Origin of the sequence: Pseudomonas proteolytica, assembly GCF_007858275.1 — a bacterium.
Taxonomy (GTDB): domain Bacteria; phylum Pseudomonadota; class Gammaproteobacteria; order Pseudomonadales; family Pseudomonadaceae; genus Aquipseudomonas; species Aquipseudomonas proteolytica.
Map to the genome: position 1 here is coordinate 37,530 of NZ_VFEV01000018.1, position 12,321 is coordinate 49,850.

Annotated in this window: 14 protein-coding genes; 11 read left to right on the forward strand and 3 right to left on the reverse strand. The window is 62.2% G+C overall.

Going from position 1 to position 12,321, the window contains the following annotated elements; all coding sequences use genetic code 11:
* Positions 1-54: 54 nt before the first annotated feature.
* The 7 genes from FIV38_RS14725 to FIV38_RS14760 all read left to right on the forward strand — a co-directional run bounded on the left by FIV38_RS14725 (position 55) and on the right by FIV38_RS14760 (position 7,837).
* Positions 55-411, forward strand: a complete 357-nt coding sequence (locus FIV38_RS14725; RefSeq protein ID WP_070996319.1) for a DUF1937 family protein — start codon at positions 55-57, stop codon at positions 409-411.
* A gap of 181 nt (positions 412-592) precedes the next feature.
* The gene (locus FIV38_RS14730; RefSeq protein ID WP_070996318.1) at positions 593-1,444 is read left to right on the forward strand and encodes an urea carboxylase-associated family protein; all 852 of its coding nucleotides are present in this window, start codon (positions 593-595) and stop codon (positions 1,442-1,444) included.
* Positions 1,445-1,673: 229 nt separating this feature from the next.
* A complete protein-coding gene (locus FIV38_RS14740) occupies positions 1,674-2,309 on the forward strand; it encodes a glutathione S-transferase family protein (protein WP_092236276.1) in 636 nt (211 codons plus the stop codon).
* Positions 2,310-2,332: 23 nt separating this feature from the next.
* On the forward strand, positions 2,333-3,358 hold the full coding sequence (locus tag FIV38_RS14745; RefSeq protein WP_092236279.1) for an LLM class oxidoreductase: 1,026 nt from the start codon (positions 2,333-2,335) through the stop codon (positions 3,356-3,358).
* 75 nt (positions 3,359-3,433) lie between these two features.
* Complete coding sequence (locus tag FIV38_RS14750; RefSeq protein WP_092236282.1) at positions 3,434-3,940, forward strand: sigma-70 family RNA polymerase sigma factor; 507 nt, start codon at positions 3,434-3,436, stop codon at positions 3,938-3,940.
* Positions 3,937-4,902, forward strand: a complete 966-nt coding sequence (locus FIV38_RS14755; protein WP_092236285.1) for a FecR domain-containing protein — start codon at positions 3,937-3,939, stop codon at positions 4,900-4,902. The genes FIV38_RS14750 and FIV38_RS14755 overlap by 4 nt, the downstream gene beginning before the upstream one ends.
* A gap of 97 nt (positions 4,903-4,999) precedes the next feature.
* Positions 5,000-7,837 carry a TonB-dependent receptor gene (locus FIV38_RS14760; protein WP_092236288.1) on the forward strand — a complete coding sequence of 946 codons (2,838 nt, stop codon included), beginning with the start codon at positions 5,000-5,002 and terminating at the stop codon, positions 7,835-7,837.
* 103 nt (positions 7,838-7,940) lie between these two features.
* On the opposite strand, the gene FIV38_RS14765 is transcribed toward FIV38_RS14760, so the two are convergent.
* Positions 7,941-8,750, reverse strand: a complete 810-nt coding sequence (locus FIV38_RS14765; protein ID WP_092236291.1) for a helix-turn-helix domain-containing protein — start codon at positions 8,748-8,750, stop codon at positions 7,941-7,943.
* A gap of 293 nt (positions 8,751-9,043) precedes the next feature.
* Between FIV38_RS14765 and FIV38_RS14770 the strand changes: the two genes are divergently transcribed.
* Positions 9,044-9,355, forward strand: coding sequence for a DUF2834 domain-containing protein (locus FIV38_RS14770; protein WP_092236293.1), 312 nt, complete (start codon positions 9,044-9,046; stop codon positions 9,353-9,355).
* Positions 9,352-9,783, forward strand: a complete 432-nt coding sequence (locus tag FIV38_RS14775) for an MAPEG family protein (RefSeq protein ID WP_092236296.1) — start codon at positions 9,352-9,354, stop codon at positions 9,781-9,783. The genes FIV38_RS14770 and FIV38_RS14775 overlap by 4 nt, the downstream gene beginning before the upstream one ends.
* Here FIV38_RS14775 and FIV38_RS14780 read toward each other — a convergent pair.
* Positions 9,773-10,375, reverse strand: coding sequence for a glutathione S-transferase family protein (locus FIV38_RS14780; protein WP_092236299.1), 603 nt, complete (start codon positions 10,373-10,375; stop codon positions 9,773-9,775). The genes FIV38_RS14775 and FIV38_RS14780 overlap by 11 nt on opposite strands.
* A gap of 107 nt (positions 10,376-10,482) precedes the next feature.
* On the opposite strand from FIV38_RS14780, the gene FIV38_RS14785 reads away from it, so the two are divergent.
* Positions 10,483-11,385 carry a LysR substrate-binding domain-containing protein gene (locus FIV38_RS14785; protein ID WP_092236302.1) on the forward strand — a complete coding sequence of 301 codons (903 nt, stop codon included), beginning with the start codon at positions 10,483-10,485 and terminating at the stop codon, positions 11,383-11,385.
* Positions 11,386-11,520: 135 nt separating this feature from the next.
* A complete protein-coding gene (locus FIV38_RS14790; protein WP_081041758.1) occupies positions 11,521-11,697 on the forward strand; it encodes a DUF2188 domain-containing protein in 177 nt (58 codons plus the stop codon).
* A 97-nt stretch (positions 11,698-11,794) separates the two neighbouring features.
* On the opposite strand, the gene FIV38_RS14795 is transcribed toward FIV38_RS14790, so the two are convergent.
* Complete coding sequence (locus tag FIV38_RS14795) at positions 11,795-12,079, reverse strand: hypothetical protein (RefSeq protein WP_092236305.1); 285 nt, start codon at positions 12,077-12,079, stop codon at positions 11,795-11,797.
* Between the last annotated feature and the right edge of the window lie 242 nt (positions 12,080-12,321).

Sequence of the window (12,321 nt, forward strand, 5' to 3'; positions counted from 1 at the left end):
CCAACCGTTTAATCACCGCAAGGGTGCGAGCCCTTGCCTTGCCCTGAGGTAACAATGAGAAAGATTTTTCTGGCCTGCCCCTACAGCCATGCCGATGCGTCGGTCACCCATGAGCGCTTTATCCAGTGCAACAAGGTGGCGGCCACCATCATCGAGTCGGGTCATGGGGTGTTCAGCCAGGTGTCGATGTCACACCCGATCAACCTGGCGTTTGAAGGCAAGGACAGCGCCACCATCGGCAAGCTGTGGGCACCGGTGGATGCGCTGTTCATGGACATGATGCAAGAGCTGATCATCCTCGACCTGCCGGGCTGGGACCTGAGCTCGGGGATCAAGCGCGAAATCGAGTTCTTCAAGAATCGTGGGCAGAAGGTCAGCCTGTGGTCGGAAGTTTCTAACGAGTTCATCTGACGACGCGTCCCCCCCTGTAGGAGCGGGCTTGCCCGCGATAGCAGTGTGTCAGTCAAGTATTTCTAACCTGACCCACCGCTATCGCGGGCAAGCCCGCTCCCACATTGGTTTGTGTGTGCTCTTCAAGTCACGCCCGCCCCGTTGTATGGTTCTGCCAAACCCTGCCAACGAGGATCCCACCATGTACAAGGACTATCCCGCCGCCTACCAAGTCAGCAAGGGTGCAGCCTTGCAGGTCGACAAGGCGTTTTACGACCGTGTGCGCGAGTGCGGGGCAGGGCGCACCCTGGTCGAGCAGTTCGACGTACCGATCCGCACCGGTCGCGCGTGGAAGGTACCGGCCGGCCATGTGTTCCGCGTGACCACCCCTGTCGGGCCGCAGGTCGGCGATTTCAATGTGTGGAATGCCAATGACCCGCGCGAGCGCATGTGGGCTGCGCGCACCCGCCAGCTGCAAGGCGCCCATGTCAGCACCTACGACCGCCTGTGGTCGAACCTGCCGTTCCTGCGGCCGATGGTCACCATCACCGATGACAGCCTGGCCGGCTACGGCATCGACGAGCACGGTGGGCGCCTGCACGATCTGCTGGGCACGCGTTGCGATCCCTACGTGAACAAGATGCTCACCGGCGAGGACTTCCACCATCATTGCCATTCCAACCTGACCCGCGCCGTATTGCCCCATGGCCTGACCGAGTTTGATGTGCACGACGTGTTGAATATCTTCCAGTGCACCGGCCTGAATCACGACGACATGTACTTCATGAAGGCATGCCCGGCCAAACAAGGCGATTACCTGGAGTTCTTTGCCGAGATTGACTTGTTGTGTGCGCTGTCCACCTGCCCGGGCGGTGACCTGTCGCTGCCGATGTGGGGCCCGGATGCCCAGGACCCGCTGACGGTGTGCCGGCCGCTGGGGGTGGAAGTCTACCGGCTCGACGACGGGTTGCTGGAGGGTTGGAAGTCGCCTGAGCGCGCCGCGTACAACGGCAATCACGGCTTGTTGATTCCCAAGGCCGCGTGGGAAAAATAATCGAGTGGGGAAGGAACGCGCTATTGCTTCAGGTGGGAGCGGGCTTGCTCGCGAATGCGGTGTGTCATTCAACACATCCAGCGACTGATCCACCGCTTTCGCGAGCAAGCCCGCTCCCACAGGGTGGGTTTAGAAAATCTAAAGCAGTGGTTAAGAACGTATCGTTTCCACGCCCGTTTTTACCTCCTTAGTATGGCGCTCAAGCAATTTCGCCTGAGGTAAACCGGCCATGCACAGCCCTGATCTGGTGCTCTACACCGACAGCTCGCCCAATGGTTTCAAGATCACCATCGCCCTCGAAGAAATGGGCCTGGCCTACACCCTGCGTCATGTCCAGATCGATCACGACGAGCATCGTCATCCCGATTTTCTGGCGCTCAATCCCCATGGGCGTATTCCGGTACTGGTTGACCGCGGCGCTGGCATCACCCTGTTTGAGTCCGCCGCGATCCTGCTGTACCTGGCGCAAAAGAGCGGGCAACTGTTGCCCCCGGCCGGCCCGGCGCATTGGGCGGCGATTACTTGGTTGATGTTTCACAGTTCAAGCGTGGGGCCGTTGTTGGGCCAACGCGTGCATTTCGAACTGTTCGACGACAGCGCCAACGCCACGGCAATCCAGCGTTATCGGCAACTGACCGAAGCGGCCTTTGCCACCCTTGACCAACAATTGGCCGCCAACCCCTGGTTGGCAGGGCAGGCGTATTCCATCGCAGATATTGCGACCTTTGGCTGGATGCACATTGCCCGGGTGATTGCCTTCGATTTCAGTCAGTACCGGCACCTGAGCGCGTGGTATGAGCGGGTCAACCTGCGCCCGGCCGTGCAACGCGGTATCCGCCTGCCTGCCCCTGCCACCGGCCCATGAGTGGCCCATTCCGAGGACCCTGTATGAACTCCACCGCCACCTGTGGCGCCAACGCGTCGGCCTTTGCCAACCACCCCGGCTACCGGCGCATGTTCGCGCCGGATCAACTGACCCTGGGGATCTTCCTGCCGCTGCGGTTCTATGAGGGCGACATGGCAGTCCTCGCCGGCCAGGCGCAATGGGTCAGCGAGATCGATCGCCTGGGCTTTGCCGCAGTCTGGGTGCGCGACGTGCCCTTGTTCGACCCTTCGTTTGGCGATGCGGGCCAAGTGTTCGATCCGTTTACCTATCTGGGCTACCTGGCCGCCCATAGCCGGCAGATTGCCCTGGTGACCGGCAGTGCAGTGTTCTCGTTGCGTCATCCGATTGACTTGGCCAAGGCCGCCGCGACGATTGATCGATTGTCCGGTGGCAGGCTGGTGATGGGCATCGCCTCGGGCGACCGTGCCGTGGAGTTTCCGGCCTATGGCCTGGAGCACGGTGCGCGTGCCGAGCGTTTTGCGCAGTCGGTGGACTACTTCCGGCAATTACTGGCGGCCACGGCGCCGACTATTGAGTCACCCCTTGGGCAGTTGAGCGATGCGTACTTGTTGCCCAAACCGGTAACGGGGCGCATTCCCCTGGTTGTCACCGGGTCGTCGCGCCAGTCGATGCAGTGGCTGGGGGAACAGGCCGATGGCTGGCTGACCTACCCGGACAGCACCCATAACGTGATGGGGCCGAGGCGCCTGGCGGAAAAAATCCGCGCCTGGCGCGATGGGATTCCAGGCGGTGGTTTCCGCCCGCATATGACCAATGAATGGATCGACCTGGCCGATGACCCGGACTTCCCGCGGACGCCCATGCAAGGTGGCTATGTGCTCAAGACCGGGCGCAAGGGCCTGATCGACCTGCTTGGCGAGTGGCGTGAAGCGGGCGTCAATCATGCCGCCCTCGGGATCCAGATGGCCCAGCGCCCGGTGGCCGAGATCATTGAGGAACTGGCGCAAGAGGTGTTGCCGCTGTTTCCGGCACTGGCTGGCCCCGAACCCCATCTGCAACAGTGGTAGCAGCGGGCGCTGTACAAGCGTCAGGTCCAGACACTAAAATGAGAAGTATTATCATTACCGCTCATTGGACCTGACATGTACGACGACAGTCTCGTCTCGCCCGTCGAACAACTCTATACCCGTCATCACCCCTGGCTGCGCGGCTGGTTGCAGCGTCGCCTGGGGCATAGCGCCGATGCCGAAGATCTGGCGCACGACACCTTCATCCGCGTGTTGCGCACGCAGCAGGATGTGCGTGAGTTGCGCCAGCCCATGGCATTTCTTGCCGCGATCGCCAATGGCTTGCTGATCAACCGCTGGCGCCGCCAGGCCATTGAACGGGCCTACCTCGAGGCACTCGCCGCGCGCCCCGAAGCTGAGGAACCGTCGCCCGAAACGCGTTACCTGATGATCGAAACCCTGCTGCAACTCGACTCGCTGCTGGTGGGCTTGTCGATGCAGGTGCGCAAGATCTTCTTTTTGTCCCAGCTCGATGGCCTGACGTACCCGCAGATCGCTACGCAATTGAGCTTGAGCGTGGCTCAGGTACAGCGGGCGATGGGCAAGGCTTTCAGCGTGTGCTACGCGAGTCGTTTTGAATGACGGGCACTGCGGTTGCACCGAAAATCCGCGAAACGGCCATCGATTGGATCGTCAGGTTTGAGTCCGGAATGATGAGCCCGGCCGATCACCAGGCGTTGCAGCAATGGCGGCTGGCGAGCGCCGAGCACGAATACGCCTGGCAACGCGTCACCAGCTTGCCCCTGACGCTGCAGCCCGGTGCCCACCTGTTGGCGGATGCCACCGCGCGGCGGGCATTGGAATCTGCCGGGGCTGATCCGCTACGGCGCCGGCAGGTGCTCAAGTGCTTGCTGGGGCTGGGGCTGCTGGGTGGCCTGTCGTGGCAGGGCGCCGATTCGACGCTGGTGCGCGCAGCCTTTGCCACGTATCGCACGGCGACCGGTGAGCGCCATCGCTGGACCCTGGCCGATGGCAGTTCACTGTGGCTGAACACCGCCAGTGCCGTCAGCCTGGACTTCAGCGCCTACCTGCGCAGTGTGCAGTTGATCGAGGGCGAGGTGGCGCTGGATGCACAGGTCGAGTCACGCCCGCTGCAACTGGTCACGCCGGATGCGTTACTGAGCAGCCGGGAGGCCAATCTGCTGGTGCGCCACGATCAGCAGGGCACGTGGATTACCGTATTGCGCGGCTGGGTTGACGTGAGTTCGCCGCGCAACCCGTCACCGGTCGCGGTGGCGGCGGGGTGGCAGACTCGGGTGGATCGCCAGGGTGTGGGCGCGCCACGCCAGAGCGATGGGTTTCTGGCCCAGGCCTGGTTGCGCGGGATTCTGCCTGCCGAGCGTATGCGCCTGGATGTGCTGCTCGCCGAACTTTCCCGTTACCGGCCGGGCGTCTTGCGCTGCAGCGAGCAGGTGGCGGGGTTGCGCGTGACCGGGAGCTTCCAGCTGGATGACACCGATGCTGCGCTGGCGTTGGTGGCCCATGCGTTGCCGGTGCGCATCGAGCGTCGTACCCGCTATTGGGTGACTGTGGTGCCGGTCTGAAAATTTTTTTACGTTCCCCCCGCAGTTTTTCAAAACTCGCTTGGCCTATAGGAATAACCCACCGAGACAGGTGGGCCTTCACCTCTAGGAGCCCTGCATGATTTCTCCCGCAAGTGTCTTGCGCACCCGCACATTGGGTCTGTTGTTACTCAGCCTGCAACCGCTGTACAGCACCGCGGTTTTCGCCCAGGCCGAGCGTCAGCCCTATAGCATCGACGCCGGTCCCCTGGACCAGGCGCTCTCGCGCTTTGGCGTGCAGGCGGGTATCAGCATGGCGGGCAGTTCGACGCTGACGGCGGGCAAGCGCAGCAACGGCCTGCACGGCAATTTCAGCACCGAAGCGGGCCTGGCGCAGTTGCTGGCGGGCACCGGCCTGAGTTTTCAGCGTCAGGCCGATGGCAGCGTTCAATTGCACCCGGCAACCACTGCGGTGGTGCTGCCGTCGCAGAAAGTCACCGGCGAGGACCTTCAGAAGAAAGCCGTCTACTCGGCGCCACGTTCAGCGGTTTACATCTCCCCGGAAGAAGTGCAGCGCTTTGCCGTGATTTCCCCCGGCGATTTGCTCAAGGGCCAGCCTGGGGTGCAGGTGGGTGACAGCCGCAATGGCGGTGGCCTGGATGTGAATATCCGCGGGATCCAGGGGCAAAGCCGGGTCGCGGTCACGGTCGATGGCTCGCAACAGGCGCTGGATGTCTATCGCGGTTATGCAGGCACGCAACAACGTAGCTACATCGACCCCGACCTGGTCAGTGACGTGGCCATCGACAAGGGCCCCAGCCTGACCTCCAGCGCCATCGGCGGCACGGTAGCGATCCGCACCCTGGGTGTCGATGACATCCTGCGTGATGGCAAGAACGTGGGCCTGCGCCTCAAGGGCGACGTGTGGAACAACGGCGTGGAGCCTGCCTCGCGCAACAGCCACTCGGCCACCGAAAGCCTGTATTCCGAGCCGCACCAGCACCGTGGCGGCCTGTTCGGTTCCGATTCGGAGTCGGGCAGTGCGGCGTTTGCATACACCCACGAGCTGTTCGACGTGGTGGCGGCCTACGCCCATCGCAACCAGGGCAACTACTTCTCCGGCAAGCACGGCCAGGACCGCTACCGCACCTATGACCGCTATGGCCGCGAAAACATGACGGTGGCCACCACCTACAACCCCGGTGAAGAGGTGCTCAACTCCTCGGCAGAGACCGAATCGATCCTGCTCAAGACCACCCTGCGCCCGGCCGACGACCACACCTTCGACTTCGGCTACATCCGTTACGATGGGCGCATAGGCGAGATCATGCCGTCAGACATCTTCCGTTTCGGCACCGGTGGCATCTACCAGTACCCGCGCGGCCGCACCCAGATCGACACCTACACCGCCCGTTATCACTACCTGCCCACGGGCAATATGCTGGTGGACCTGACGACCAACCTATGGATGACCGACGCCCAGACCAGTCAGTTGACCTCGGTGCTGGCGCCCAAATCCCAGGCCTATCGCTCGGACCGCAACTGGACCCGCCAGGCCGATCGGCGCATCGGCGGGGACCTGGCCAATACCTCGCGTTTTGAAACGCAATACGGCGATTTCAAGTTGGACCTGGGGGGCTCGTTCCAGCTCGAGGAGCTGCAGCCGCAAAAGGGCGTGGTCACCACGCAGAACGATATCAACGCCAACCGCAGCCTGCGTGACGGTTCCCGCAAGGAGTTCAGCCTCAACGGTAAGTTGGAGTACCAGCCGATTGAAGAACTGACGTTGTGGGGCGGCGGGCGCTACACCTACTACCGCACCAAGGACCATGTGCCGCACGCCACCGGCCAGCGCGAGGAACGTGAGTTGCGCTACGTGAATGTGATCAAGCCGGGCAGCTACGGCAACATGCTGTGGTTCCCCGACGAAAACGGCCAATACACCGACGCCACCGACCCGCGCCTGAACAACGGGATTGTCTTCAGCGACACCAACAATCCATTCGACGGCCCGCGCTACAACGACTACGGGGGCATTGGCACGCGGGTCTATCCGTCACAGGTGGGCGAGGTGGTCACCGGCTACACCTATTCGGGCAAGCAGAGCGACAGCAAGGGCGCCTTTTCCCCGGCCATCGGCATCAACTATGAGATCGCGCCGGATACCTTTATCTACGCCTCCTACACCCAGGGCCTGCGCATGCCCTCGCTGTTCGAAACCAGCCAGGGCACCTTGCAGACCATGCCTGGCAAGGGCCTGAAACCGGAGCGTTCGAGCAACTGGGAAATCGGTGCGAGCACCCTGCAAAAAGGCCTGCTGACGGACAACGACACGGCGGCGATCAAGCTGGCGTACTTCAACAACACCATCAAGAACTACGTGACCCGTTACTACGACCCAAGCCCTGGGCTGATGGGCCTGATGAACTTCAGCAATACCGACAGCTTCAAGACCAGCGGCCTGGAGTTGCAATCGAAATACGACGCCGGCTGGGTATTTGCCGACCTGTCGTCGACCTACTACCTGAAGACCGAAACCTGCGACTCGGCCTTCGCCGCGCGCTTACGGGCCAGTTCCACCCGCTGGCAGAAGCTTGACGACACCCCCAACTGCACGCCGGGCAGCTTCATGGGCTCGTACACCAACACCCAGAACCCGCCACGGGTCGCCGGCAACCTGACCTCGGGCCTGCGCTTCTTCGGCCAGACCCTGACCGTTGGCGGGCGCTTGACCTACACCTCGGGCCCGACCGTCACCGCAGACAAATCCTGGCAGACTGGGGCCACCACGCCGCAACTGGTCTACCGCGAAGTGGCGCTGGTGGATCTGTTCCTCAACTACAAATGGCAGGACCACACCAATCTCAATGTGTCGCTGGATAACCTGACCAATCGTTACTACCTGGACCCGCTGGCCCAGAGCTTTATGCCGGCGCCGGGGCGCACGTTGCGTATGGGGCTGGTGACCAAGTTCTGATGGCGTGGCGCAAATTCTGCGCCCGGCAGAGGTCCTCCGTGGGAGCGGGCTTGCTCGCGAAAGCGCTGTATCAGCAGCGGATGCCCGTCCTGAAACACCGCTCCTACAGGGTTAGAGAATGTTCGTAGGCGGCAGTCATGACGTGCCAGGTGTGGGGGTTGGCCGGGATCAGGTGCTCGATCCGCAATGAGGTGACGGTGATGTCCTGGGGCATGCCGAAGGTGGTGAAGGTGGACATGAAGTCCAACTGCCCCTGCCGCGAATTGATGCGCGTCAGCACCAGTGGCGGCAGTTCATGGGTCAGTGTTGTCGAGCCTTGTGGCACCGGCAGGCTTTCCAGCAGCGTGGCCAGGGCCGGGTTGCCCAATGCTTCCCGGGCCGCCCGTTGCCAGGCGAGGTTGCGAATTTCGTCGGCATTGAGCAAATGGTCGCCCAGGCCACCTGGTTGCAACAGGGTCGTCAACAGGTTCAGGCCTTGTGCTGCGTCGGGCGCCAGGCCCACCAGGTCAAACAGGACCTGGGTGCTGGCGTTGGCGGCGAGTACTTCCCAGTGGCTGCCCAGCACGATGGCCGGTGCTGGGTTGTTGGCCTTCAGCACATGGTTGATGGCCTCCCGAATGGCATCCATCGCCGGCGCAGCCAGCGGTGTAGCCTCATAGCGTGGGGCGTAGCCGGCCGCGAGGAACAGGTTGTTGCAGCGTTCCAGCGGCACGTCGAGAGCCCCGAGCAGGTTGTGCAAGGTGCCAGGGCTGGCCTTGGCCCGGCCGGTTTCGATACAGCTCAAATGGCGCTGGGAAATACCGCTGATCAGCGCCAACTCCAATTGACTCAACTTCGCCTCGCGGCGCAACTGCCGCAGTTGCGTGCCGGCATTGGTATCGGGCGTGGCTCGGGGGAAAGGTGGGCGGCTCATGGCTTGACTCTGGCAGGGCGGGGCGGTTGGCGTCCATGACCTCACAGGTCATTGAGAGGGTGGCGACGTTATCACTAATCTGCAGCTTACTGGGGCCCTCGCTACGGTGAGAGGCTCTTTTGTGGCGAGGGGGCTCGTCCCCCGCTGGGCTGCGAAGCAGCCCCAATAAGCCTCACCGAGATTCATCAGATACACCTAGGTCGCTGGTTTTGGGGCTGCTTCGCAGCCCAGCGGGACGAGCCCCCTCGCCACAACTGCCTCATTCACCATTACCTATCTAGAGGAAGGACCCTATGCACAGACCCTACATCGCCCTTGCCAGCCTGTTGGCGTTTTCCTTGTACACCCTGGGCACCTTGCTCTGGGCCGAGCAGTCGCTGCTGGCATTCGGCCTGGAGCTATTGTCCCGGCCCGACACCGCCCAGGTGGTGATCGACCTGTACCTGATGGCGACCCTGGCCTGCGTGTGGATGTACCGTGACACCCGCGCCCGGGGCCGGTCGCTGGCCAGTGTGTTGCCGTACTGGCTGCTGACGGCGGTGTTCGTCTCGGTCGGGCCGCTGCTGTATATCGTGGTCAACGGCTTTGCCAGGGACCGGCAATGAGTAGTCCCCTGCATCTGTTTGCCCTCTGTGTGCTGGTGCTGTTTATCAAGATGCTGGGGATTTCCTGTTACCAGGGTTTTTTCCGCCTCAGGCACCGTGCATTCACCAATCCTGAGGATGCCGGTTTCTTCCAGCGCCCGGCCAATGCCCAGGAACTGCTGCCGGTCAGCCGGGCGGCGAAAGCGTGGGCCAACGACCTGGAAAACATTCCGCTGTTTTTCGTTCTCGGTGGGCTGTGCCTGGCGCTGGACGCCCCGGCAGTCGCGACGGCCTGGCTGTTTGGCCTGTTCACCGTCGCGCGCGTAATGCATACCCTGATGTACCTGGGCGGCCGCCAACCCTGGCGCACCCTGGCCTATAGCGCTGGCCTGGCGTGCCTGCTGGGGCTGGCGGGGTTGGTTGGCGCGGCGTTGCTGCCTATTCGATAGGGTATTTGCCGAACGCCGGGTGTTGCTCGGCCCATTGGGCGTGGCGCTGCAAGTTGGGAAAGTCCTCGGCTTTGACCACCGAGGGCACGGCGTACCTTGAAAACGACCAGGCCACCGCGGCGCTCAGCGACGCTAGGTTCAAAGGCTGGCCAGGAGCGTTGGCCAGCAGTTTTTCCAGGCCCCCGTAGGCTGCCAGCAGTTGCCCGGTTACTCGCTCAAGCCACGGCTCATGAAGTTTTTCTGTGGGGCGCAGGTTGTGCTCGTAGTAGATCTGTACGCTCTTGTCGCAGGCAGCCAAGGCCAGGCCGATCACTTGCAGGTCCCGCGCACGGGCGGCTGCGGTCTGGGGCAGGAGCTTTTTATCGGCCGGCGCCAGGCTTTCGAAATAGTCCAGGATCAGGCTGGAGTCCATCAGCACCGTGCCGTCGTCGAGCACCAGTGTCGGCGCCTTGACCACCGGGTTGATGGTGGCAAATTCAGCGAAGGTGCTGAACACCGACAGCGACTGCTGCTCAAAATCGACCCCGTACAGGTCCAGGGCAATCGCTACGCGGCGCACATAAGGTGAGTCGAGCATGCCAACCAGTTTCATGAAGCCTCCATTCTTGATGGTGTGATTGTTAATTGCGGATTACTTTATAGCGGCCAAAGTCCTTTCAATATCTATATTTTTTACCTTAAAAGGTTAGTCGAGCTTACATGAGTGCTTTTCCGCCCCTGACCTCCCTGCGCAGTTTCGAAGCCACCGCCAGGCTTGGTAGCGTCACCCTGGCGGCCAAGGAGTTGCATGTCACCCATTCGGCCATCAGTCAGCAGATCAAGGTGCTGGAGCAAATCGTCGGCCTCACGCTGTTCGTGCGCGAAGGGCGCGGCTTGCGCATCAGTGAAGATGGCCGGCTGTACGCGTTGCAGATCCGCCAGGCCCTGGGCGATATCGCCGACGCGACGCGCTTGATCCAGGCCCAGCCCAAGCGGGACGAGTTGGTGGTGGCGGTGTTGCCCTCATTTGGACGCTCCTGGCTGCTGCCGCGACTGCCAGCGTTCCAGCGGCTTTACCCGCACATCAGCATTCGCCTGCAAGCCACCCTGGCCATTACCAACTTGCATCAAGAGTCGGTAGACATGGCGATCCGCATGGGCAAGGGCGAATGGGAAGGAGTGGAGCAGAAACTGCTGTTTCACGACGAAGTGGTGGTGGTCGCCGCGCCCCATTTCAACGGCGGGCAATTGCCGCGAACCCCCGAGCAAATCGTGCACAGCCCGATTATCTACAGCAATGAATCCTGGCAGCCGTGGTGCCAGGCCGCTGGCATTGAAATGAGCACCGAACGCAAAGGCCTGTGCAGCAATGACTCCAACCTGGTACTGGAAGCGGTCCGGCTGGGCCAGGGCATCGCCCTGGAGCGGCGTAGCCTGGTGCACGACGCCATCGTGCGCGGGGAGTTGGTGCAGCTGTGCGATATCAGCGCGCCGTATGCCTACCCGTATTGGTTGGCCTGGCCACCTCGGGAAAGCTCGGAAAGCAAACAGCGGGTGTTTTCCGAGTGGCTGCATGGGGAAGTGCAGTGCTACATGGCGCAATTGGCGAGCATCGAGCTCTGATTGCAGCGACCACAAAATATCGTGTCACAGGAGCGGTCGCTGCAGTCTGCGACGTTCGGTAGGCGACAGTGCCTGGATCGAGCGTATGGTGGATCGGGCAACCCGTGGATTATCTCTGGAATAGGAGAGGTGACTATGAGCGTTCCCCTGTTGAACAAGATGCATCTCAATGGCTATGACATTGTCCGGGTCAACAGCGGCCCGTGGCGCGTGTGCACCAAGGATGATCGATTGGCTTCCTTTGGCTCCCGTGAGCAGGCAATGGCCTATGCCGCGACGCTACCGGGCTACAAGGTGCGTGCACGACCTTGAGCCTGCCGGATTGCCCGCGATGGTGTCGGTTCAGGCAGCACTGCTGCGCCACACAGGCCGCCATCGCCGGCAAGCCGGGGCCTACAAATGGGCCGATCTAGACGAAAGGCTGGCCGCTGAACCCACGTGGCAGGCGCTGCAGGCCGGGTAGGGCATTCAGGCGTTGGGTCCAGGCGCTGCGCCAGTCATTGCTGGCCTGGCCCGAGCGGGCCTTGCGTGCCGCGCGGCGAGATGCATTGCGCTGGTTGCGGCGGGCTTCCTTGTAGGCATCGGTGTTGCGGCAGGTACGGCATTTGACCCGGTTCAATTCGACCGTGGATGTGAGGTTATTGCCGTGATGGCCGCAAGCGAGGTGCCCGGCGACCTTGAAGTGAGTGACCATGTCAGCGTCTCCTTCTGTGAGGGTACGCGGCACCGCAAATCTGTTGATGCTCGCGCTCAAGGCCAGGCCGGTTGAGGCTGTGCCCTTATATTTCCGACACCATGTGCGGGCCTGCGTTCACCGCGCGCCTTGGTGCGTCGAATCTGAACAATTCTCTCGGGCGTTACAGGTCAGCGGCGGATTTGCTGGGGTACAGGCCGCTCGGCAAAACCACGCGTGCTGGCCGATCTTGGCGTTATAGG

Coding starts and splice junctions, on each gene's coding strand:
- FIV38_RS14780 (WP_092236299.1), bottom strand. CDS start 10,375: ATGAAACTGGTTGGCATGCTCGACTCACCTTATGTGCGCCGCGTAGCG.
- FIV38_RS14785 (WP_092236302.1), top strand. CDS start 10,483: ATGAGTGCTTTTCCGCCCCTGACCTCCCTGCGCAGTTTCGAAGCCACC.
- FIV38_RS14770 (WP_092236293.1), top strand. CDS start 9,044: ATGCACAGACCCTACATCGCCCTTGCCAGCCTGTTGGCGTTTTCCTTG.
- FIV38_RS14775 (WP_092236296.1), top strand. CDS start 9,352: ATGAGTAGTCCCCTGCATCTGTTTGCCCTCTGTGTGCTGGTGCTGTTT.
- FIV38_RS14740 (WP_092236276.1), top strand. CDS start 1,674: ATGCACAGCCCTGATCTGGTGCTCTACACCGACAGCTCGCCCAATGGT.
- FIV38_RS14725 (WP_070996319.1), top strand. CDS start 55: ATGAGAAAGATTTTTCTGGCCTGCCCCTACAGCCATGCCGATGCGTCG.
- FIV38_RS14745 (WP_092236279.1), top strand. CDS start 2,333: ATGAACTCCACCGCCACCTGTGGCGCCAACGCGTCGGCCTTTGCCAAC.
- FIV38_RS14765 (WP_092236291.1), bottom strand. CDS start 8,750: ATGAGCCGCCCACCTTTCCCCCGAGCCACGCCCGATACCAATGCCGGC.
- FIV38_RS14755 (WP_092236285.1), top strand. CDS start 3,937: ATGACGGGCACTGCGGTTGCACCGAAAATCCGCGAAACGGCCATCGAT.
- FIV38_RS14760 (WP_092236288.1), top strand. CDS start 5,000: ATGATTTCTCCCGCAAGTGTCTTGCGCACCCGCACATTGGGTCTGTTG.
- FIV38_RS14790 (WP_081041758.1), top strand. CDS start 11,521: ATGAGCGTTCCCCTGTTGAACAAGATGCATCTCAATGGCTATGACATT.
- FIV38_RS14795 (WP_092236305.1), bottom strand. CDS start 12,079: ATGGTCACTCACTTCAAGGTCGCCGGGCACCTCGCTTGCGGCCATCAC.
- FIV38_RS14750 (WP_092236282.1), top strand. CDS start 3,434: ATGTACGACGACAGTCTCGTCTCGCCCGTCGAACAACTCTATACCCGT.
- FIV38_RS14730 (WP_070996318.1), top strand. CDS start 593: ATGTACAAGGACTATCCCGCCGCCTACCAAGTCAGCAAGGGTGCAGCC.